Origin of the sequence: Xanthomonas bonasiae (assembly GCF_017163705.1) — a bacterium.
GTDB lineage: Bacteria > Pseudomonadota > Gammaproteobacteria > Xanthomonadales > Xanthomonadaceae > Xanthomonas_A > Xanthomonas_A bonasiae.
In genome coordinates this window covers 108,194-127,784 of sequence record NZ_JAFIWB010000003.1, presented here as the reverse complement: position 1 = coordinate 127,784, position 19,591 = coordinate 108,194, and the positions used below count along the sequence as shown (strand labels likewise).

The 19,591-nt window shown below is 69.4% G+C and carries 15 protein-coding genes; 7 read left to right on the top strand and 8 right to left on the bottom strand.

Translation table 11 applies throughout. The annotated features are described in order from the left end of the window. Nucleotides 1–64: 64 nt before the first annotated feature. Nucleotides 65–1,294 (top strand): ATP-binding protein, encoded by a 1,230-nt coding sequence (locus tag JR064_RS05195; RefSeq protein WP_179564579.1) that lies wholly within the window; start codon nt 65–67, stop codon nt 1,292–1,294. A gap of 180 nt (nt 1,295–1,474) precedes the next feature. Here the strand turns inward: JR064_RS05195 and JR064_RS05190 are convergent, their stop codons facing one another. Together JR064_RS05190 and JR064_RS05185 are read right to left on the bottom strand one after the other, a co-directional pair. Next, complete coding sequence (locus JR064_RS05190; RefSeq protein ID WP_179565595.1) at nt 1,475–3,199, bottom strand: EAL domain-containing protein; 1,725 nt, start codon at nt 3,197–3,199, stop codon at nt 1,475–1,477. A 5-nt stretch (nt 3,200–3,204) separates the two neighbouring features. Next, nucleotides 3,205–5,304: a PAS domain-containing sensor histidine kinase gene (locus tag JR064_RS05185; RefSeq protein ID WP_241092867.1), complete on the bottom strand. Its 2,100-nt coding sequence runs from the start codon at nt 5,302–5,304 to the stop codon at nt 3,205–3,207. A 172-nt stretch (nt 5,305–5,476) separates the two neighbouring features. Here JR064_RS05185 and JR064_RS05180 point away from each other — a divergent pair, with 172 nt between their 5' ends. The 4 genes from JR064_RS05180 (at nt 5,477) to JR064_RS05165 (ending at nt 12,086) form a co-directional block, all read left to right on the top strand. After that, complete coding sequence (locus JR064_RS05180; RefSeq protein WP_179564581.1) at nt 5,477–8,266, top strand: sensor domain-containing protein; 2,790 nt, start codon at nt 5,477–5,479, stop codon at nt 8,264–8,266. A gap of 394 nt (nt 8,267–8,660) precedes the next feature. Further along, nucleotides 8,661–8,909, top strand: coding sequence for a hypothetical protein (locus tag JR064_RS05175; protein WP_206229032.1), 249 nt, complete (start codon nt 8,661–8,663; stop codon nt 8,907–8,909). 81 nt (nt 8,910–8,990) lie between these two features. Then, on the top strand, nt 8,991–10,745 hold the full coding sequence (locus JR064_RS05170) for an ABC transporter permease (protein WP_206229031.1): 1,755 nt from the start codon (nt 8,991–8,993) through the stop codon (nt 10,743–10,745). A gap of 21 nt (nt 10,746–10,766) precedes the next feature. Further along, on the top strand, nt 10,767–12,086 hold the full coding sequence (locus JR064_RS05165; RefSeq protein WP_206229030.1) for an ABC transporter ATP-binding protein: 1,320 nt from the start codon (nt 10,767–10,769) through the stop codon (nt 12,084–12,086). Nucleotides 12,087–12,300: 214 nt separating this feature from the next. Here the strand turns inward: JR064_RS05165 and JR064_RS05160 are convergent, their stop codons facing one another. From JR064_RS05160 to JR064_RS05135, 6 genes are all read right to left on the bottom strand, one after another. After that, nucleotides 12,301–12,618: a hypothetical protein gene (locus JR064_RS05160; RefSeq protein WP_179564588.1), complete on the bottom strand. Its 318-nt coding sequence runs from the start codon at nt 12,616–12,618 to the stop codon at nt 12,301–12,303. Between the two features lie 128 nt (nt 12,619–12,746). Beyond that, entirely contained in the window at nt 12,747–13,937 is a 1,191-nt protein-coding gene (locus JR064_RS05155; protein WP_179564590.1) for a methyl-accepting chemotaxis protein, read from the bottom strand. 135 nt (nt 13,938–14,072) lie between these two features. After that, the gene (gene hflD, locus JR064_RS05150) at nt 14,073–14,687 is read right to left on the bottom strand and encodes a high frequency lysogenization protein HflD (protein ID WP_191824232.1); all 615 of its coding nucleotides are present in this window, start codon (nt 14,685–14,687) and stop codon (nt 14,073–14,075) included. Next, complete coding sequence (gene mnmA / locus JR064_RS05145; protein ID WP_206229029.1) at nt 14,684–15,823, bottom strand: tRNA 2-thiouridine(34) synthase MnmA; 1,140 nt, start codon at nt 15,821–15,823, stop codon at nt 14,684–14,686. Before mnmA ends, hflD begins: the two co-directional genes overlap by 4 nt. Further along, nucleotides 15,820–16,278, bottom strand: coding sequence for an NUDIX hydrolase (locus tag JR064_RS05140; RefSeq protein ID WP_206229028.1), 459 nt, complete (start codon nt 16,276–16,278; stop codon nt 15,820–15,822). Before JR064_RS05140 ends, mnmA begins: the two co-directional genes overlap by 4 nt. After that, on the bottom strand, nt 16,278–16,778 hold the full coding sequence (locus JR064_RS05135; RefSeq protein ID WP_206229027.1) for a hypothetical protein: 501 nt from the start codon (nt 16,776–16,778) through the stop codon (nt 16,278–16,280). Before JR064_RS05135 ends, JR064_RS05140 begins: the two co-directional genes overlap by 1 nt. 75 nt (nt 16,779–16,853) lie before the next feature. Between JR064_RS05135 and clpS the strand changes: the two genes are divergently transcribed. Both clpS and clpA read left to right on the top strand, forming a co-directional pair. Then, nucleotides 16,854–17,174, top strand: coding sequence for an ATP-dependent Clp protease adapter ClpS (clpS, locus tag JR064_RS05130; protein ID WP_046979857.1), 321 nt, complete (start codon nt 16,854–16,856; stop codon nt 17,172–17,174). Between the two features lie 123 nt (nt 17,175–17,297). After that, complete coding sequence (clpA, locus tag JR064_RS05125) at nt 17,298–19,580, top strand: ATP-dependent Clp protease ATP-binding subunit ClpA (RefSeq protein WP_179564598.1); 2,283 nt, start codon at nt 17,298–17,300, stop codon at nt 19,578–19,580. Nucleotides 19,581–19,591: the final 11 nt, after the last annotated feature.

Genomic DNA, 19,591 nt, shown 5'->3' with positions numbered 1-19,591 from the left:
CATCCACGCACCTGGCGATGGCATCGGCGTATATTGAGCGTCCGCTCGTTACCCGTTGCCTTTCGTGAATTTCGCCGATCCCGATTACACCGACACGGTGCCGTTGCCTTCGCGCAAGAGCTTGCTCGCGCTGAGCGAGCTGATCGACGAAGGCCTGGTGCTGTTCCGCGCCGACGGCCGCCTGCTGCTGGCCAACAGCGCCGCGCGCGGCCACCTGTGCAATGCCGAAGTCTTCGACGACTGCGCCCTGGGCGAGCGCCTGGCGCAGTGGCTGCCCAGCGATGCGCTGTCGCAGGCGCGCAGCCATGGCCGCTGGAGCGGCAGCCTGCCGACCGAAGAACACGTGGTGCTGGCGCATCTGTATTTCCATGCCGACGGCGACGATGGCCACTTTCTGGTGCTGATCCAGGGCATCGAAGGCCAGCAGGACTACGAACAGGAACTGCAGCAGCGCCACGCCGAGTTGCGCCAGGCCTATCTGCGCCTCAACGGCGCGCAGGAAAAACTGCTGCAGTCGGAGAAGATGGCCTCGATCGGCCAGCTCGCCGCCGGCGTCGCGCACGAGATCAACAACCCGATCGGCTACGTGCATTCCAACCTGGGCAGCCTGCAGGAATACCTGCGCAGCCTGTTCACCCTGATCGAAGCCTACGAGCGCGCCTTGCGCGCGCCCGATCCCAAGGCGCTGATCCCGGAAATCGACGACATCCGCAACCGCTTCGACATCGACTTCATCAGCCGCGACCTGCCGCAGCTGATGGCCGAGTCGCGCGAAGGCATCGAGCGGGTGACGCGCATCGTGCGCGACCTCAAGGATTTCTCGTACTCCGGCCGCGAGGAATCGTGGAAGCTGGTGGACCTGCATTCCGGGCTCGAGTCCACGATCAACATCATCTGGAACGAGCTCAAGTACAAGGTCACCCTGGACCGCCACTACGGCAACCTGCCGCTGGTCGAGTGCCTGCCGTCCGAGCTCAACCAGGTGTACATGAACCTGCTGCTCAACGCCGGCCAGGCGATCGGCGAGCGCGGCACCATCGTGGTCAGCACCGGCCAGGACGGCGAGGAGGTCTGGATCGAGTTCAAGGACTCCGGCGCCGGCATCCCGGCGGACCTGCTGCAGCGCATCTTCGACCCGTTCTTCACCACCAAGCCGGTCGGCAGCGGCACCGGCCTGGGCCTGTCGATCTCCTACGGCATCATCAACAAGCACCACGGCCGCATCGACGTGACCAGCACCGTCGGCGAGGGCTCCAGCTTCCGGATCGTGATTCCGGTGAGGCAGCCGAAGTAGCCGGGAATGGGGAGTGGGGAATCGGGATTGGGGATTCGCAAGAGCCGCACATCCCGCATTCTTGTTGGTACGCCAGGAAGGGAACAGCGAACGGCAAACGCTTTTGCCAATCTCGAATCCCGAATCTCCAATCCCGGCCCTTTAGCGAATCCCGAATCCCGAATGCCCAATCCCGGCCCGTCAGGGCCCAGCATCCCGCCGCTGTTCGTCGTGCGTGCGGAACGCCTGGCGGATGTGTTCGCGCAGTTCGTCGTCGTTCCAGGGCTTGGTCAGGAAGCGGTAGATCGCGCCGCGGTTGATCGCGTCGGTGACGGTGGCCAGGTCGGTGTAGCCGGACAGCACCAGGCGGATGGTGTCGGGGTAGAGCATCTTCACCCGGCCCAGGAACTCGGTGCCGCTCATGTCGGACATGCGCTGGTCGGACAGGATCACCTGCACGTCGTTGGTGGCGAGCAGGTCGAAGGCGTCGCGCACGTTGCCGGCGGCCAGGATCCGGTAGCCGTCGCGGCGGAACAGGCGCACCAGCGAGCGCAGCACGTTCTCCTCGTCATCGAGCAGCAGCAGCGTGCGGTCCGGGCGGGTCTCGGTGAACGATTCCGGGCGCAGGTAACGCCGGCGCAACGCCATGCCCGCGGCTTCGGCCGACATCGGCTCGCCGAACAGGTAGCCCTGGAAGATGTCGCAGTCGTTGCGGCGCAGGAAGCCCAGCTGCGCCTGCGATTCGACGCCGTTGGCGATCACCACCATGCCCAGCTGGTGGCCCATGGCGATGATGGCGCGGGCGATCGCCGCCTCGCGGTTGCCGGCCGGCGCGCTCTTGATGAAGCTGCGGTCGATCTTCAGCTTGTCCACCGGATAACGCACCAGCGCACTGAGGCTGGAATCGCCGGTGCCGAAGTTGTCCAGGCTCAGGCTGATGCCTTCGCGGCACAGGTTGGCCAGGGTCTCGTGGACGAAGTTGACGTTGTTGGTCAGCGCGCTTTCGTTGATCTCCAGCACCATCATCTGCGGCGGCACGCCGGCCGCCTGCAGCGCCGACATCACTTCGTTGAAGAAGGTCGGGCGCAGCAGCTGCAGGGTGGAGACGTTGACCGCGATGGTGAAGTCGTCGAAGCCCTGGTCGCGCCACAGCCGCGCCTGGCGCAGCGCGCCCTCCATCACCCAGGTACCGATCTGCACGATCACGCCCAGCCGCTCGGCGGTGCGCATGAACCGTTCCGGCACCAGGATGCCCAGCGTCGGCGATTGCCAGCGCAGCAGCGATTCCATGCCGACCACGCGGCCGTCGCGGGCGCTGACCATCGGCTGGTAGCGCAGGCGCAGCTCGCCGTTGGGGATCGCATCGACGATCTGCCGCGAGATGATGCTCTCGCTGTGCGCGCTGGGCGGGCCGTCGGCCGCGTACAGGCGCACCATGTTGCCGCCTTCGCGCGCGGCCTGGTAGACCGCGTCCTCGGCGTAGTCGAGCAGCGTGGACAGCCGCGTGGAGTGTTCCGGGCACAGGCTCACGCCGATCTTGCCGGTCATGAACAAGGTGTACGGCAGTACCGACAGCGGCAGTTCGATCTGCTGCCGCACCTCTTCGGCGAAGGCCTCCGGCGGCGGCACGTCGGCGGTGCGCGGCACCGCCATGACCAGTTCGTCGCTGCCGTGGCGCCACAGCAGGCCGCGCCCGCGCAGGTGCGCCTGCAGCCGATGCGCCAGCAGCGCCAGCGCGTGGTCGCCGACTTCCGCGCTCATGTTCTCGTTGATCGAGGCGAAGTGGTCGATGTCGATGTGCAGCAGCATCACCCCCGGCCCGCCGGCCAGCGCCTCGGCGATCATGCCGGTCAGCGCCGGGTGGCCTGCGCCCAGGCGCGACGGAAGTTCGTCGTCTGGCGGCACGGGGGCAGCGGGATTCCACATCGTCTTCAGGGTCCAGGTGGGTGCGTCGGCGTCGCCGCCGTCGTGTAGGGCAGGCACAGCGTCACCCGCGTGCCGGCACCGGGCGCGGTGTCGATCTGCAGGGTACCGCCTGCGCTCTGCGCGCGCTCGCGCATCACGATCAGGCCCAGTCCGCGCGGTCCGGCCGGATCGAAGCCGTCGCCGTCGTCGACCACCTCCAGGCGCAGCTGCCGGTGCTGCTCGTCGCTCAGCGCCATGCGTACTTCGCCGGCGCAGGCATGGCGCAGCACGTTGGTCAGGCTTTCCTGGGCGATGCGGAAGCAGGCCTGCTCGACCTCGCCGCTGGGCCGCGCGGGCAGGGTGGCGATCTCCAGCTGCAGGCGTACCGGCGAGGCGCGGAACAGCATGCCGGCCTGCCAGCGCAGCGCCGCTTCCAGCCCGAGCGCGTCCAGTTGCGGCGGGCGCAGCAGGGTGGACAGGTTGCGCAGCTTGGTGATGCTGCTGTCGGCCAGCTGCACGATCTCGTCGAGGTCTTCGCGGCGGCGCTCGGCATCGGTTTCGTCCAGCGCCGCGTGCGCGGACAGCTTCATCGCGGTGATCGCCTGGCCGATGTCGTCGTGCAGGTCGCGCGAGATCGCGCGGCGCTCGTCCTCCTGCAGCGAGAACAGCCGCCGCGCCATCGCCTGCAGCTCGCGGTTGCTCAGCGCCAGCGCGTCGCGCATGCGCTCGGGCTCGCTGAGGTCGCGCACAATGAGCAGCTTGCAGTCGCGGCCGCTGTAGCGCACCTTGCCGAACGACAGCCCGGCGTGGAACAGCGAACCGTCGCGGCGGCGCATGCGCGCGGCGGCGCCGCGCTCGCCCTTGTCGCCGGCATCGCGCATCTGCTCGCGCACCTGCTGCAGATCGCTGGGGTAGACCAGGCCCTGCAACGGTTCGCCGAGCAGGTTCTCGCCCTCGTAGCCGAACTGCCCGGCGCAGGCGGCATTGGCGTACAGCACGTGTTCCTGGTGCAGGATCGCCACTCCGTCGGGCAGCACCCGCACCAGTTCGCGGAACTGTTCCTCGCGTTCGTGCAGCAGGCGCCGCGAGCGTTCGTGCTCGGTCACGTCCTGCAGCGTGCCGCGCACGCAGGCCGCGCCATCGTCGTCGTTGGCCGATTCGGCGCGCAGGTGCAGCATGCGCGCCTGGCCGTCGGCGGCCAGCACCGGCAGCAGCATGTCCAGTTGCACCGGCGCGGTGCCGCACAGGTCCTCGAGCATGCGCTGGATGCGCGCCTGCGACGCCAGGTCGGCGGGGATCAGCAATTCCTCCAGGCGATGCTGGCGCGGCGACTCCGGCGCGCGCCGGCCGAGCATCCGGTAGACCTGGTCGGAGTAGCGGCCCAGGCCGCTGGCCGGGTCCAGTTGCCAGGAACCGAGGCGGGCGATCGCCTGCGCCTCCTCCAGCCGCAGCAGCGCCTGGTCGCGGCGCTGCTGCGCCTCGTGCTCGGCGCTGCGGTCGCTGATCACCACCAGCCGCGCGCCGCGGCCGCGGTAGTCCAGGCCGGTGCTGCGCGCCTCGACCATGCGCTGGCTGCCGTCGCGCAGGCACAGCGGCTCGGCCACCACGCAGACCTTGGAGGGGGCGTCGCGGATCGCCTGGATCACGTCGCTCATGCGCTCGGCGGCGCCGGGCGGCCACAGCCGGCCCAGTTCCAGCCCGACGAAGCTGTCGTGCGGCCACCCGAAAAAGGCGATCGCCGCCGGATTGACGTCCACCACCCGCAGCGTTTCCGGATCGTAGACCAGCATCGGGCTGGGATTGGCCTGGAACATCTGCCGGTAGCCGGCCTCGGACAGCGCCAGCTGCGCGTGCACCTGCACCGCCCCGCGCACCAGCGGGCGCAGCAGGCAGTACAGGGCGATGGCGGTCAACAGCAGGAACACCGCGTCGTTGACCAGTTGCAGCATGGCCAGGGTCTGCGTGTCGTCCACGAATCGAACCAGCAGCAGGTCGCTGCCCAGCGACCAGATCAGGCCGACCAGCAGGTACAGCAGCGCGGTCCGCCAGATTCCCCGGTCCAGCCGCTGCGCCAGACGCATGCCCGAGGACGGGGAGGTCGGGGAGAGATCGCGTTGTGGTTGCATGCCCCGACAGCCCGATGCGGCGGTATTCGTCCGCCGCCATCTTACCGGCAAGCGGCCATTGCGGCCCAGCGCGACCGGCGCCGCGGCCGGCCGGGCGCTCAATTAATGCCGCCGGGTGCCGTTATCACCTTCGTCCGCCAGCACCAGCGCGGCAGAAACGGAGCACCTCGGCGTGGATCAAGGCGTCATCGCAAGCTTGCTGCAGCATCCGCTCACCTCGGCCGTGGTCCTGTTGGACGCCGAAGGGCGGCCGCTGGCCGCGAACCGGGCCGCGCAGGCGCTGGAGCTGCCGCGTACGGTCGAGGCCTATGCCGAGCTGATGCGCGACGTGCGCGAGCGCCTGGTCAACGGCGAGAGCATGCTCGCCTGCGCGCTGCCCGGCACCGCCGGGCGGCGCCTGGACGGGTGGCTGCGCGCGGTGCGCGACGATGCCGGCGCGCTGTTGGCCTATACCCTGAGCGTGCCCGAGCCGGTCGGCAGCGACGGCGCCACGCGCTGGGAAATCGCCCTGGACAGCGCCGAACACGGCCTGTGGGACTGGGACATCCCCAGCGACCGGATCTTCCGTTCCGAGCGCTGGAAGCAGATGCTCGGCTACGAAGGCAACGCGCCGGACTACGGACTCAACGCACTGCTGCCGTTGGTGCACAACGACGACCAGGCGCGCCTGCGCGAGGCGATCCGCGCCCATTTCGAAGGCCGCAGCGCGACCTACGTGTGCGAATTCAGGCTGCGCCAGCAGGACGGCCAGTGGCGCTGGATCCTGGACCGCGGCCGCATCGTCGCCCGCACCGCCGACGGCAGCCCGCTGCGCATGGTCGGCACGCATACCGACATCCACGAACAGAAGCTGCTGGAGCAGCGCCTGCGCGACCAGCAGACCCTGCTGCGCGAGGCGCAGCGCATGACCAGCATGGGCAGCTGGTCGTGGGATCCGCTGCAGAACCGGATCTGGTGGTCGCGCGAGTTCCTGCGCGTGACCGGCCTGGCCGAGGATCAGGTGCCGAGCAGCCGCGGCTGGCTGCGCCTGCTCAGCCGCGAGTCGGCGGCGCAGGTGATCTCCACCTGGCGGCGCATGCAGCGCGACGGCAAGCAGGCCAATTTCGAGGTCGAGCTGGTACGCGGCAGCGAGGCGCCGCTGCACCTGCGGGTATGGGCGCAACCGCAGCTGGAAGCGGACGGCGCCGTGCAGCGCGTGCTCGGCCAGGTGCAGAACATCACCGAGCAGCGCCAGACCGACGCGCTGATCCGCTGGCGCACCGAACTGCTCAACCGCGTCTCGGCGCTGGGCAAGATCGGCGGCTGCGAGATCGAGGTCGGCACCCGGCGCATGCAATGGACCGAGGAGTGCTACCGCATCCACGGCCTGCGCAAGGAAAACATCGACCTGGACCAGGCGCTGGCCCTGTACACCCTGGATTCGCGCGACGCGTTCGAAACGGCGCTGGCGCGGATCGCCCACGGCGGCCTGCCCGAGCAACTGGACCTGTGCTTCCACCGCCCCTCCGGGCACCGGGTGTGGGTGCAGGTGCTGATCGAACTGGACGACCGCGACGGCCTGCCGCCGCGCTTCGTGGTGCTGTTCCGCGACATCAGCCGCGAACGCGAGGCCAGCGAGCGTATCGAACTGCTGGCCCACTACGACCTGCTGACCGGGCTGCCGAACCGGCAACTGCTGCGCGAGCAGGCGGAAGCGGCGATGCACGACGCGGTGGAGCGCGGCAGCACCCTGGCGATGCTGTTCGTCGACCTGGACGGGTTCAAGAGCATCAACGATTCCTTCGGCCATGCCACCGGCGATGCGTTGCTGAAACTGGCGGCCACGCGCATGCACCAGCAGCTGCGCACCAGCGACCTGTTCGGGCGCTTCAGCGGCGACGAATTCCTGGTGGTGCTGCGCGACCTGGCCGAGCCGGGCGATGCCGGCCATGTGGCGCGCAAGCTGATCGCGGCGCTGGCCGAGCCGCTGCACAACGGCGAGAACGTGATCAAGATCGGCGCCAGCATCGGCATCGCCTTGATGGAGGAGGGGCGCCAGGACTTCGACAGCCTGCTGCGCGCCGCCGATGCGGCGATGTACGCGGCCAAGGAATCGGGCCGCAACACCTGCCACTACTACAGCCAGGACGTGTTGCTGCGTGCGCAGCGGCGCCTGGAGATCGAACATGCGCTGCACGGCGCGCTGGACCGCGAGGAGTTCTCGCTGGTGTACCAGCCGCTGGTGCATGCGGCCGGCGAACGCGCGCCGGCGGTCGAGGCGCTGTTGCGCTGGCACCGCCCCGGTCACGGCCATTGCAACCCGGCCGAGTTCATTCCCATCGCCGAGGAATGCGGCGAGATCGTGCGCCTGGGCGACTGGGTGATCAACGAGGCCTGCCGCCAGGCCGCGGCCTGGGATGCGGCGGGGCTGAGCTTCGACCGCGTGTCGGTCAACGTCTCGGCGATGCAGCTGCGCGACCGCGGCTTCGCCGAGCGGGTGATCGAGCTGTGCCAGCGCAACGGCTGGTCGCCCAAGCGGCTGGAGCTGGAACTGACCGAATCGGCGCTGATCCGCGACACCGAATCGCTGCGCCGCTGCTTCGAACTGTTCGAGCAGGAAGGCGTGCTGCTGGCGGTGGACGACTTCGGCACCGGCTTCTCCAACCTGCATTACCTCAACCGCTTCCCGGTGCAGCGGCTGAAGATCGACCGCAGCTTCGTGCAGGACATGCTCATCGACAGCGGCACCGCCAAGGTCACCCAGGCGATCGTGCAACTCGGCCATGCGCTGGGCATGCAGGTGGTGGCCGAGGGCGTGGAGACGCCGCAGGAGGAGGCGCTGCTGCGCGAGCAGGGCTGCGACGAGATCCAGGGCTATCTGCACTCGCGGCCGCTGCCGCCGCGCGAGCTGGCGGCCTGGCTGCGCGCGCGCCAGGCCGAGACCCCGGCGACGCTGCCGCGACTGGTGCTTGCTGGCCAGTGAACGCTCGCCGCCAGCGCCCGTCGGACGCTGTTGCGGTACCGCGGTTGCTGGCTATACTTCGCGCCCATCGTTCCCGGCCAGAGGCCACTTCCTTGGACAGTCATCCTAGACCGACGCTGCAGCTGTCGAGCTGACAGGACCGCCAAGGTCTGGGTTCGTCCCAGATGGGTCCCGTCCGCTCAGGACGGGATCGTTCGCCACCGCCGCACCGGCGCTGGCAAGACACTCCCGCAGTACGCAAGCCCGATCCGCGAGGACCCCGAGCGTGGCCACTGGCGTTTCCGCATTCCGGAGCCGCCCATGCATCTGTCGTCGTCGTTGTCGCCATGCGCCGCTTGAGCGCCGCCGGTTGTGCGTACGCGCGCCCGCCGCGGTCCATGGTCCGCGGCGGGGCATGCTGCTGCCGCTACTCGATCCGCGCTGCACGCCGGCGCGCGGCAGCGGCGCGCCGGCCGGTCGCGCCGCCGGCAACCCGATCCGGCTGGGCATGTGCCGTCATGGACGCGCTGCGGCCCTGGCCGACGCCGGCGTGCCTGCCGCGATCGACGCCGCGACCGGCATCGGCCAGGTGGCCTCTGGACACACCACGAACGCGGCGCAGCAGCGGCTGACGCCTGGCTTGCATATTCGCTTGTCACACTGAGCGGTCGTCCCCCGCCGGTTTCCCTCATTCCCTACCATCCGTGCGGCGCAGCTGGCGCCGCCGTCCTGCCGGAACCTTCCCATGGTGCTATTCCCCCGCGACCGCAACGCGCCCGGTACTGTCGCCGCACGCCCCGGCGTGCTGCCCAATTTCCACGATCTGGCGGTGTTCGCGCTGCTGCTGGCGCTGGGCGTGCTGCTGTTGCACGGCGCCGCCGACATGCGCGCGCCGCTGCCGCCGCCGGGCACCGAAGCGGTCTCGCTGGATCTGCGCCAGCTTCCCGAATACGGCCTGCGCACCACCTTGCGCATGTTCGCGGCGATGGCCGCCTCGCTCATGTTCACCTTCGTCGTGGCGACCCTGGCGGCCAAGAGCCGCCGCGCCGAGCGGTTGATCGTGCCGGCGCTGGACATCCTGCAGTCGGTGCCGGTGCTGGGCTTCCTGACCTTCACCGTGACCTTCTTCCTGGGCCTGTTTCCCGGCCGCCAGATCGGCGCGGAACTGGCCTCGATCTTCGCCATCTTCACCAGCCAGGCCTGGAACATGGCGTACTCGTTCTACCAGTCGCTGCGCAACGTGCCGCGCGACCTGGACGAGGTCACGCGCGGCTTCGGCCTGTCGTCGTGGCAGCGCTTCTGGCGGCTGGAAGCGCCGTATGCGACGCCGGCGCTGATCTGGAACATGATGATGTCGATGTCCGGCGGCTGGTTCTTCGTGGTCGCCTCCGAAGCGATCACGGTCGGCGACCACACCCTGGAACTGCCCGGCATCGGCTCCTACCTGGCGTTGGCGATCGCGCAGCGCAATTTCGCCGCGGTCGGCTGGGCGGTGCTGGCGATGGGTGTTCTGATCGTGCTGTACGACCAGTTGCTGTTCCGCCCCATCGTCGCCTGGTCGGACAAGTTCCGCGCCGAACTCACCGCCTCGCAGGACAAGCCGCAATCGTGGCTGTACGACCTGCTGCGGCGCACCCGCCTGGCCAAGCGCCTGGTCGCGCCGCTGGCCTGGGTCTGGCAGCGCACCTTGCTGCTGCGCTGGGCGCCGCGGCGCCCGCGTCCCGCGTCGGCGTCCGTGCAGGACGCCAGCGGCAACGTCTGGGGCGACCGCCTATGGAGCGCGGCGCTGGCGCTCGCGGGACTGGCCGCGGCCTGGTTCGCGTTCGACTACGGCCGCCAGCACCTGCGCCTGCACGACCTGGCCGAGGCGTTCGGCGGCGGCCTGGCCACGCTGCTGCGGGTGGTGGTGCTGATCGCGCTGGCCAGCGTGGTGTGGGTGCCGATCGGGGTGTGGATCGGATTGCGCCCGAAGGTGGCGCAGCGGGTGCAGCCGCTGGCGCAGTTCCTGGCCGCGTTCCCGGCCAACGTGCTGTTCCCGTTCGCGGTGCTGGCGATCGTCGCCACCGGCGCCAATCCCAACATCTGGCTGTCGCCGCTGATGATCCTGGGCACGCAGTGGTACATCCTGTTCAACGTGATCGCCGGCGCCAGCGCGTTTCCCACCGACCTGCGCGAGGCGGCCACGGTCTACCAGCTGCGCTCGTGGACCTGGTGGCGGCGGGTGATCCTGCCGGGCATCTTCCCGTACTACATCACCGGCGCGCTGACCGCCTCCGGCGGCTCGTGGAACGCCAGCATCGTCGCCGAACTCGCCAGTTGGGGCGACACCCAGGTGCAGGCCTACGGGCTGGGCTCCTACATCGCCCGCGCCACCGCCGCCGGCGACGGCGCGCGGGTGCTGCTCGGGGTGGCGGTGATGTCGCTGTTCGTGACCGTCTTCAACCGCGCGGTGTGGCGGCGCCTGTACGCCTTCGCCGAACGCCGCCTGCGCTTCGACTGACCATCCTTGGAGATTCCGACCATGACCTTTTCCGCAAGCGCGCCCGAGCGCGCCCCGCTGGTCCGCGTGCACGGCGTGCGCAAGAGCTACGACAAGGGCGGGGCGACGCCGCTGGTGGTGCTGGACGATGTCGACCTGACCCTGCATTCGGGCCAGATCGTCGGCCTGCTCGGACGCTCCGGCTCCGGCAAGTCCACGCTGCTGCGTGCCATCGCCGGGCTGCTGCAGCCCAGCGCCGGCAGCATCGCGTTCCGCGACGCCATCCCGACCCAGGCGATCGACGACATCGCGATGGTGTTCCAGAGCTTCGCGCTGTTCCCGTGGCTGACCGTGCTGCAGAACGTGGAGGTCGGCCTGGAGGCGCGCGGCGTGGCCGCCGACGAACGCCGCCGGCGGGCGCTGGCGGCGATCGACCTGATCGGCCTGGACGGCTACGAGGGCGCCTACCCGAAGGAATTGTCCGGCGGCATGCGCCAGCGCGTCGGCCTGGCCCGCGCGCTGGTGGTGCGGCCGAAACTGCTGCTGATGGACGAGCCGTTCTCCGCGCTGGACGTGCTGACCGCCGAGACCCTGCGCACCGACCTGCTCGACCTGTGGTCGGAAGGGCGCATGCCGATCGAGTCGATCCTGATGGTCACCCACAACATCGAGGAAGCGGTGCTGATGTGCGACCGCATCGTGATCTTCGGCGCCAATCCGGGCCGGGTGATCGGCGAGATCCAGGTCACCCTGCCGCAGCCGCGCAACCGCCTGGCGCCGGCGTTCCGCGCCCTGGTCGACGACATCTACGCGCGCATGACCGCCAGCCCGCAGCGGCCGCAGGCGCGCGAAGGCGTGTTCCCCGGCAGCGGCATCGCGATGGTGCTGCCGCGGGTGTCGAGCAACCTGCTGGCCGGCCTGGTCGAAGCGGTGGCGGCCGAGCCCTACCACGGCCGCGCCGACCTGCCGCCGCTGGCGGCCAGCCTGCAGCTGGAAGTGGACGAACTGTTCCCGATCGCCGAAACCCTGCAGTTGCTGCGCTTCGCCGTGTTCGAGCAGGGCGACCTGCAGCTGACCCCGGCCGGGCAACGCTTCGCCGAACTGGGCACCGACGCGCGCAAGCAGATGTTCGCCCAGCACCTGGCCACCTACGTGCCGCTGGCCGCGCACATCCGCCGCGTGCTCGACGAACGCCCGACCCACCATGCGCCGGCGCGGCGTTTCCGCGACGAGCTGGAAGACCACATGTCCGAGGACTATGCGGCCGAAACCGTGCAGGCGGTGATCAGCTGGGCGCGCTACGCGGAGTACTTCGCCTACGACAAGCAGGCGGACCTGTTCTCGCTGGAGAACCCGAGCTAGCTGGTTCGCCCGCGCCCTTGTAGGAGCGGCTTCAGCCGCGACCGGGCCTCACCAGGAACGCCCGGTCGCGGCTGAAGCCGTTTCTACAGGGTTGGCGGGGCCAAGCCATCGCGCACGTCGACGAGCCAGCGGATCGGCGGCCGTGGCGATGTCGCGATGCGGTCTGGTGGCTGCATCCGCAAGCGCAGATGGCGGCGCTAGCGCGCAGACCGATTCAGTCGTTGTCGCAAAGTGCCGCGTAGCCGGGCAGCGGGTGCGGCGTGCCGGCCGCGGCGATGGCGGTCCCGCTCAGGCCCATGTCCCAGGCCAGGCCGGCCCAGATCAGGTCGGCGATGCCGTCGCTCTGCGCCATCGGGCCACGCCCGCCGAGCATCTGCCGCAGTTCGTCCTGCGCCAGCATTTCCAGCTGCCGCAGCGCGCTGCCCGGCTGGCGCCGCGCCGCGACGGGCGTGACGTTGGCGGCCACACCCGGTGCCGGGTGCGCGCGAGCGGGCAGGGCGCCGTGCTCGGCGCTCAGGTCGTCGCAGGACATGGCCTCGACTCGGGACTGGGACTGGAAAGGCATCGGCTCGAACGGTCGGAGGAAGGCAGACACGACAAGCCCCGGACAGGGCCGGGGACTGGTCGTTTCATGGTATGGCAGGGTGCACGCGGTGTCGGTCAGAACAGCTCGACGGTGCCGGCGCCCATGCTCTGCTGCGCCACCGGCTTGTGCGGCGGACGCTCCCACTCCACGCGCATCTCGCGCAGGCGGGTGCCGACCCGTTGCAGCGCATCGACCAACTCGCTGTCGAACACGCCGCCGTTGCGATGCAGCAGTTCCTGCAGGGCCACGGCCTCGCGGTTGATCGCGGTCAGGCGGTCCAGGTGGGTATGCACGCCACCCAGGGCCTGGGTCGCGATGTCCTCGAACTGCAGGGCGCGTACCGCTTCGGCGACGCTGCTGTCGATGGCGCGGCCGCACTCGGAGATCTCGCGCATGCCTTCGCCCAGCGAGTTGTTGATCGCCGCCACGTTGTCCAGCATCGACGCGGCCTCGGCGCGCGCCTCGCGGGAGCGGTCCATGTCGCGCGAGGCCATGTGCGAGACCGTCTCGCGGACCTTGGCGATGGCGTCCTTGGAGCTGTGCGCCAGCTTGCGGATCTGCTCGTTGAAGGTGGTCGAGCGCTCGGACAGGTTGCGCACCTCGTCGGCGACCACCGCGAAGCCGCGGCCCGCCTCGCCGGCACGCGCCGCTTCGATCGCCGCGTTCAACGCCAGCAGATTGGTCTGGTCGGCGATCGACTTGACGTCCTCCAGCAGGGCGAAGATGCCGTCCAGGTGCTGCGACATGTCGTCGATGTAATGCACCGTGGCGCTGCTCTGGCCGCTGACCTGTTCCAGCGCCTCGACCAATTGCTCCATGCGCTGGCTGGCATGCTGGGCGAAGCGGGCCACGTCGACCCCGGCACCGCCGTCGTCGCCGGCGCGATCCACGATCCGGGCCAGCGCCACGCTCTGCTGCCGCGACTTGCGGTTCATCGCCTCGAAGCTGCCGCCCAGGCCGCTGACCGCCTGGCGGATCAGTTCGCGGGCCCGTTCGATCTCGCTGCGCGAGCCGTCGATCTCGTTGCCGACGAAGCTGCGCAGTTCGCTCAGCAGCTGATCCTGCTCGCGCATGATCTTGGACTGCTCCGGCGAACGCCGGCTCTGGCTATAGGCTGTCCAGGCGGCGAAGCCCAGCCAACTCAACGTCATCGTGGTGAGGATGGCCCAACGGACCGGGGCCGGCCAATCGAAACCGGCGGCGATGGGGAACAGCAGCGTCAGGGCGAGCGGAGCAGCCAGACGGATCAGGAGGCGTGAGTACATGGACGTTCTCGGCAGATTCACGATTGCTGTATCGGCCGTACCCCCTCGGTCTTTAGCCGCGGTGTGCTGCCGATCGCGTCCGCGCGGCGAAACGTGCGCTGCATCGAGCCCGCGCCGGCGGCGCCAGCGCCGCGCTCAGCCCAGCGCGCGGTCCACCGCGTCGATCATGCGCCGCTTGGCCAGCAGGAAATCCCACAGGCTGCCGCCCATCTGCCGCCACAGCACCGCCGAGCGCACCGCGGCCAGCAGCAGCGCGCGGATCTCCGCCACCACCCCGGCCTGGCCCAGGTAATGCGGATTGCCCTGCACCATCACCCGCGGACGCAGGTGGCTGATGGTGTCGGCATACAGCTGGCCGAGCGCGCCGATCACCTCCGGATGCGCGCTGTCGGCGTGCTCGGCCAGCCTCGGCGCGATCCGGGCGATGCCGGCGGTGACCTTGGCGCTGGTCTCGGTGTCGCGCACGAAGCGCCGCTCCAGTTGCAGCACCGCCAGCGCCAGCCGCGGCAGCGCCTCGTCCTGGCCCTGGTTGCGGAAATAGTTGTGCAGCAGGCGCAGCCCGGGCGCGACGTCGCCGACCCGGCCATAGACCGCCTCCGGGGTGTCGGCATCGGTGCGGAACACGCTGTCCAGCAGGGTCCGCACCAGCGACGCCTCGGACTGCCCGGTCTCGGCGATGCGCCGGACCTGCTGCAGGGCCTGGGCGACGCCGGCCAGCGCCAGCACGCGCGCGTCCATGGAATCGGTCATCGGGTGGTTTCCTCATGTAGATCGGTGCGCTGCGCCAGACGGCGTTGCAGCGGGGCATCGGTGGTGGCGATCACGGCGCCGCCCAGGCACTCGTCGCCCTGGTACAGCACCAGCGACTGGCCGGGGGTCACGGCGCGCTGCGGGCGGGCGAAGCGCACCGCCAGGGTGCCGTCGTCGGCCACCTCGACCGTGCACGGCTCGTCGGCCTGGCGGTAACGGGTCTGCGCGGTGCAGTCGAAGCGTCGCGCCGGCGCCGATCCGGCGATCCAGTGGGCGGCTTCGGACTGCAGCTGGGTGGACATCAGATGCGGGCTGTCGCGATCCTGGTCCACGTACAGCACGTTGCGCGCCACGTCCTTGCCGACCACGTACCACGGCGCGGCCGCGCGGCCGCGCACGCCGCCGATGTTCAGGCCCTCGCGCTGGCCCAGGGTGAAATAGAACACCCCCGGATGCTCGGCCACGACCTGGTCCTGCGGGTCGCGGATCTCGCCGCGCCGGGCCGGCAGGTAGCGGCCGAGGAACTCGCGGAAGTCGCGCTCGCCGATGAAGCAGATGCCGGTGGAGTCCTTCTTCGCATGGGTCGGCAGGCCGGCCTCGCGGGCGATGCGCCGCACCTGTTCCTTGGGCAGCTCGCCGACCGGGAACAGGGTCGCGGCCAGCTGCGCCTGGCCGAGCTGGTGCAGGAAATAGCTCTGGTCCTTGTTGCGGTCCACCCCGCGCAGCAGCCGCCAGCGGCCGTCGGCGAACGCCACCCGGGCGTAGTGGCCGGTCGCGATGCGCTCGGCGCCCAGTTCGCGCGCCGCATCCAGGAAATGCTTGAACTTGACCTCGCGGTTGCACAGCACGTCCGGGTTCGGGGTGCGCCCGGCGGCGTATTCGGCCAGGAAGTGGGCGAACACGCCTTGCCAGTATTCCTGCGAGAAATCGCGGAAGTGGAACGGCATGCCGAGCAGGCCGCACACCGCCACCGCGTCGCGGCGGTCGTCCTCGGCGCGGCAGTCGCCACTGCCGTCGTCGGCCCAGTTCTGCATGAACAGGCCGGCCACGTCGGCGCCTTGCTGCACCAGTTGCCAGGCCGCCACCGACGAATCGACCCCGCCGGAGACGCCGACCATGATCCGCGCGCCGTTCATGCCAGTTGCCGCACCAGTTCGAGCGGATAGCGCTTGCCGGCGAGGAAATCGGCGGCCACCTGCCACACCAGCGGGCTGCGCCAGCGCGGCGCGGCGGCCTGCAGCTCGGCCGGGGTCATCCACAGCGCGCGCACGATGCCGTCGTCCAGCGGACGCTGCGGGTCGTGCGCCACCGGCTCGGCGGCGAAGGCGAAGCGCAGGTAGTGGCGGCCGTTGTCGGCCTTCCATTGGTAGGCGCCGATGAACGCGGTCAGCCGCACCTGCCAGCCGGTCTCCTCCAGCGTCTCGCGCAGCGCCGCCTGCAGCAGGCTCTCGTCCGGCTCCAGGTGTCCGGCCGGCTGGTTCAGCACCAGCGCGCCGGCGATGGACTCCTCCACCTGCAGCAGGCGCCCGTCGCGGACCACCACCGTGGCCACGGTCACGTCGGGCTGCCAGGGGCCGGGGGCCAGCGCCATCAGAACGCGTCCTTGCCGGCGTTGAGTTCGGCATCCATCGCGTCGGCGCCGCGCGCGGCCGCTTCCAGCGCCTCGCGCAAGGCGGTGTCGTCGGCATCGGCGGCGACCTTGACCACGAACACCGCCGTGCCGCCCTGGCGCACCCAGCCGCCGAGGATGTCGGCCTGGGCGTCTTCCAGCAGGCGGTTGGCGACCGCGGCGGGCAGGGTGTCGCCCTTGGCCTGGTAGGCAGGCGACCAGATCTCGCGGATGCGGTGGCTGCCGAAGCTCTCCACCGGCGAGCGCACGTAGATCAGCTGCTGGCGCTCGCGGCCCTGTTCGCGCAGGCCGAACAGCAACTGGTAGTCGCCGTCGGCATCGGCCTGGACGTCGTAGCCCATCGCCTTCAGGCGCTTGCCCAGCGCCTGGTCCGGCGCGGCGGCGGCTGGCACAGAGGCTACCAGGAGCGCGGCGAGCAGGGCGGCCGTGCGGAAATTCGTCGATTGCATGCGTTGCGCCATCAAAGAAGGGGAATTGTGCGGGCAGGATCGGCGATCGTCCAATCCGGGCCGACAGCCGCCGTATATAATCGGCGCATGCCTCGCAAGAATTCTTCAGACCACGACCACGGCGTAATGGTGGAGACCGGCAAGCCCGAAGTCGCCCGCCCGCCGATGTACCAAGTGCTGTTGCTGAACGACGACTACACCCCGATGGACTTCGTGGTGACCGTGTTGCAGCAGTTTTTCTCGCTGGACCTGGAGAAGGCCACGCAGGTGATGCTGCACGTGCATACCCGCGGCCGCGGCGTTTGCGGGGTGTACACCCGCGAAGTGGCTGAATCCAAGGTAGCTCAGGTCAACGAGTTTTCGCGGATGAACCAGCATCCCCTGTTGTGCACGATGGAAAAAGCCTGATATTGGTAAGCGTCGGTCACCGGTTTGCCCGGACTAACGCGGTCTGAACACACTGATCCGATAGGGTTGTGGAAATTCGCAACTCCAGCCGCATATTGTTGGCAACAGACGTCGGAGTGAACCATGTTCAGCAAAGATCTCGAGCAAACCATCGGCCAGTGCTACAAGCGCGCCCGGGAAGCCCGTCACGAGTTCATGACGGTCGAACACCTGTTGTTGGCATTGCTCGACAACCCCTCGGCGCAGGCGGTGCTGAAAGCCTGCGGCGCCGATACCGAACGCCTGCGCGGCGAGCTGGAGCAGGCCATCGAAGCCTCGGTGTCGCGCCTGGCCGAAGACGACGGCCGCGACACGCAACCCACGCTGGGCTTCCAGCGGGTGCTGCAGCGCGCGGTCTACCACGTGCAGTCCTCGGGCAAGAAGGAGGTCACCGGCGCCAACGTGCTGGTCGCGATCTTCGGCGAAAAGGATTCGCATGCGGTGTATTTCCTGAATCAGCAGGACATCACCCGGCTCGACATCGTCAACTACCTGTCGCACGGCATCGCCAAGCTCGGCGAGGAGGGCGAAAGCCCGGCGCCGTCCGACGGCGAAGCCAAGGGCGAGGCGGGCGAGGGCGAGCCCAAGGGCGACGCGCTGGCCGAATACGCCAGCAACCTGAACGAACAGGCGCGCAACGGCCGCATCGACCCGCTGGTCGGCCGTGCCGACGAGATCGAGCGCACCATCCAGGTGCTGTGCCGCCGGCGCAAGAACAACCCGCTGTACGTGGGCGAGGCCGGCGTCGGCAAGACCGCGATCGCCGAGGGCCTGGCCAAGCGCATCGTCGAGGGCAGCGTGCCCGAGGTGCTGGCCGACGCGGTCATCTACTCGCTGGACCTGGGCGCGCTGGTCGCCGGCACCAAGTACCGCGGCGATTTCGAGAAGCGCCTGAAGGGCGTGCTGACCTCGCTGAAGAAGGTGCCCAACGCGGTGCTGTTCATCGACGAGATCCACACCATCATCGGCGCCGGCTCGGCGTCGGGCGGCACCATGGACGCCTCCAACCTGATCAAGCCGGCGCTGGCCTCGGGCGATCTGCGCTGCATCGGCTCGACCACGTTCCAGGAATACCGCGGCATCTTCGAGAAGGACCGCGCGCTGGCGCGGCGCTTCCAGAAGATCGACATCGTCGAGCCGACCGTGGGCGAGACCTTCGAGATCCTGCAGGGCCTGAAGCCCAAGTACGAGGCGCACCACGGCGTGACCTACGCCGACGACGCGCTGCAGGCGGCGGTGGACCTGTCGGTGAAGCACATCGGCGACCGCCTGCTGCCGGACAAGGCGATCGACGTAATGGACGAGGCCGGCGCGCGCCAGCGGCTGTTGCCGCAGGGCGTGCGCAAGGAGCTGATCGACATCGAGGAGATCGAGACCATCGTCGCCAAGATGGCGCGGATCCCGGCCAAGCAGGTCAGCGCCACCGACAAGGACGTGCTGCAGCACCTGGAGCGCAACCTGAAGATGGTGATCTTCGGCCAGGATCCGGCGATCGAGACGCTGGCCTCGTCGATCAAGCTGGCGCGTTCGGGCCTGGCCAATCCGGAAAAGCCGATCGGCAACTTCCTGTTCGCCGGCCCCACCGGCGTCGGCAAGACCGAGGTGACCAAGCAGCTGGCGCTGCAGCTGGGCATCGAGCTGGTGCGCTTCGACATGTCCGAGTACATGGAGCCGCATTCGATCAGCCGCCTGATCGGCGCGCCTCCCGGCTATGTCGGCTTCGACCAGGGCGGCCTGCTGACCGAGAAGATCGTCAAGACCCCGCACTGCGTGCTGCTGCTGGACGAGGTGGAGAAGGCGCATCCGGACATCTTCAACATCCTGTTGCAGGTCATGGACCGCGGCGTGCTGACCGACACCAACGGGCGCGAGGCCAACTTCAAGAACGTGATCCTGGTGATGACCACCAATGCCGGTGCCACCCAGGCCTCGCGGCGCTCGATCGGCTTCACCAAGCAGGACCATTCCACCGACGCGATGGAAACCATCCGCCGCAGCTTCACCCCGGAATTCCGCAACCGCCTGGACGCGGTGGTGCAGTTCCAGCCGCTGGCGTTCAGCCACATCCTGCGCGTGGTCGACAAGTTCATCATCGAACTGGAGATGTTGCTGCAGGAGAAGCACGTGTCGCTGTCGGCCACGCCGACCGCGCGCGACTGGCTGGCCCAGCACGGCTTCGACCCGCTGATGGGCGCGCGGCCGATGGCGCGGGTGATCCAGGACAAGGTCAAGCGCCCGCTGGCGGACGAGCTGCTGTTCGGCAAGCTGGTCGGCGGCGGCCGCGTCACCATCGACGTGCAGGACGGCGAGCTGGTGGTGGACACCCAGGCCGAGCCGGAGCGCCTGCTGCCGGCAACCGTGGAGTGATGGCGCGCTAG

What these genes read in the sequence shown, in the direction of transcription:
- JR064_RS05190 (WP_179565595.1), bottom strand. Translation starts at nt 3,199, where the DNA reads ATGTGGAATCCCGCTGCCCCCGTGCCGCCAGACGACGAACTTCCGTCG.
- JR064_RS05185 (WP_241092867.1), bottom strand. Translation starts at nt 5,304, where the DNA reads ATGCAACCACAACGCGATCTCTCCCCGACCTCCCCGTCCTCGGGCATG.
- JR064_RS05175 (WP_206229032.1), top strand. Translation starts at nt 8,661, where the DNA reads ATGCTGCTGCCGCTACTCGATCCGCGCTGCACGCCGGCGCGCGGCAGC.
- JR064_RS05170 (WP_206229031.1), top strand. Translation starts at nt 8,991, where the DNA reads ATGGTGCTATTCCCCCGCGACCGCAACGCGCCCGGTACTGTCGCCGCA.
- JR064_RS05165 (WP_206229030.1), top strand. Translation starts at nt 10,767, where the DNA reads ATGACCTTTTCCGCAAGCGCGCCCGAGCGCGCCCCGCTGGTCCGCGTG.
- JR064_RS05160 (WP_179564588.1), bottom strand. Translation starts at nt 12,618, where the DNA reads ATGTCCTGCGACGACCTGAGCGCCGAGCACGGCGCCCTGCCCGCTCGC.
- JR064_RS05155 (WP_179564590.1), bottom strand. Translation starts at nt 13,937, where the DNA reads ATGTACTCACGCCTCCTGATCCGTCTGGCTGCTCCGCTCGCCCTGACG.
- hflD (WP_191824232.1), bottom strand. Translation starts at nt 14,687, where the DNA reads ATGACCGATTCCATGGACGCGCGCGTGCTGGCGCTGGCCGGCGTCGCC.
- mnmA (WP_206229029.1), bottom strand. Translation starts at nt 15,823, where the DNA reads ATGAACGGCGCGCGGATCATGGTCGGCGTCTCCGGCGGGGTCGATTCG.
- JR064_RS05140 (WP_206229028.1), bottom strand. Translation starts at nt 16,278, where the DNA reads ATGGCGCTGGCCCCCGGCCCCTGGCAGCCCGACGTGACCGTGGCCACG.
- JR064_RS05135 (WP_206229027.1), bottom strand. Translation starts at nt 16,778, where the DNA reads ATGGCGCAACGCATGCAATCGACGAATTTCCGCACGGCCGCCCTGCTC.
- clpS (WP_046979857.1), top strand. Translation starts at nt 16,854, where the DNA reads ATGCCTCGCAAGAATTCTTCAGACCACGACCACGGCGTAATGGTGGAG.
- clpA (WP_179564598.1), top strand. Translation starts at nt 17,298, where the DNA reads ATGTTCAGCAAAGATCTCGAGCAAACCATCGGCCAGTGCTACAAGCGC.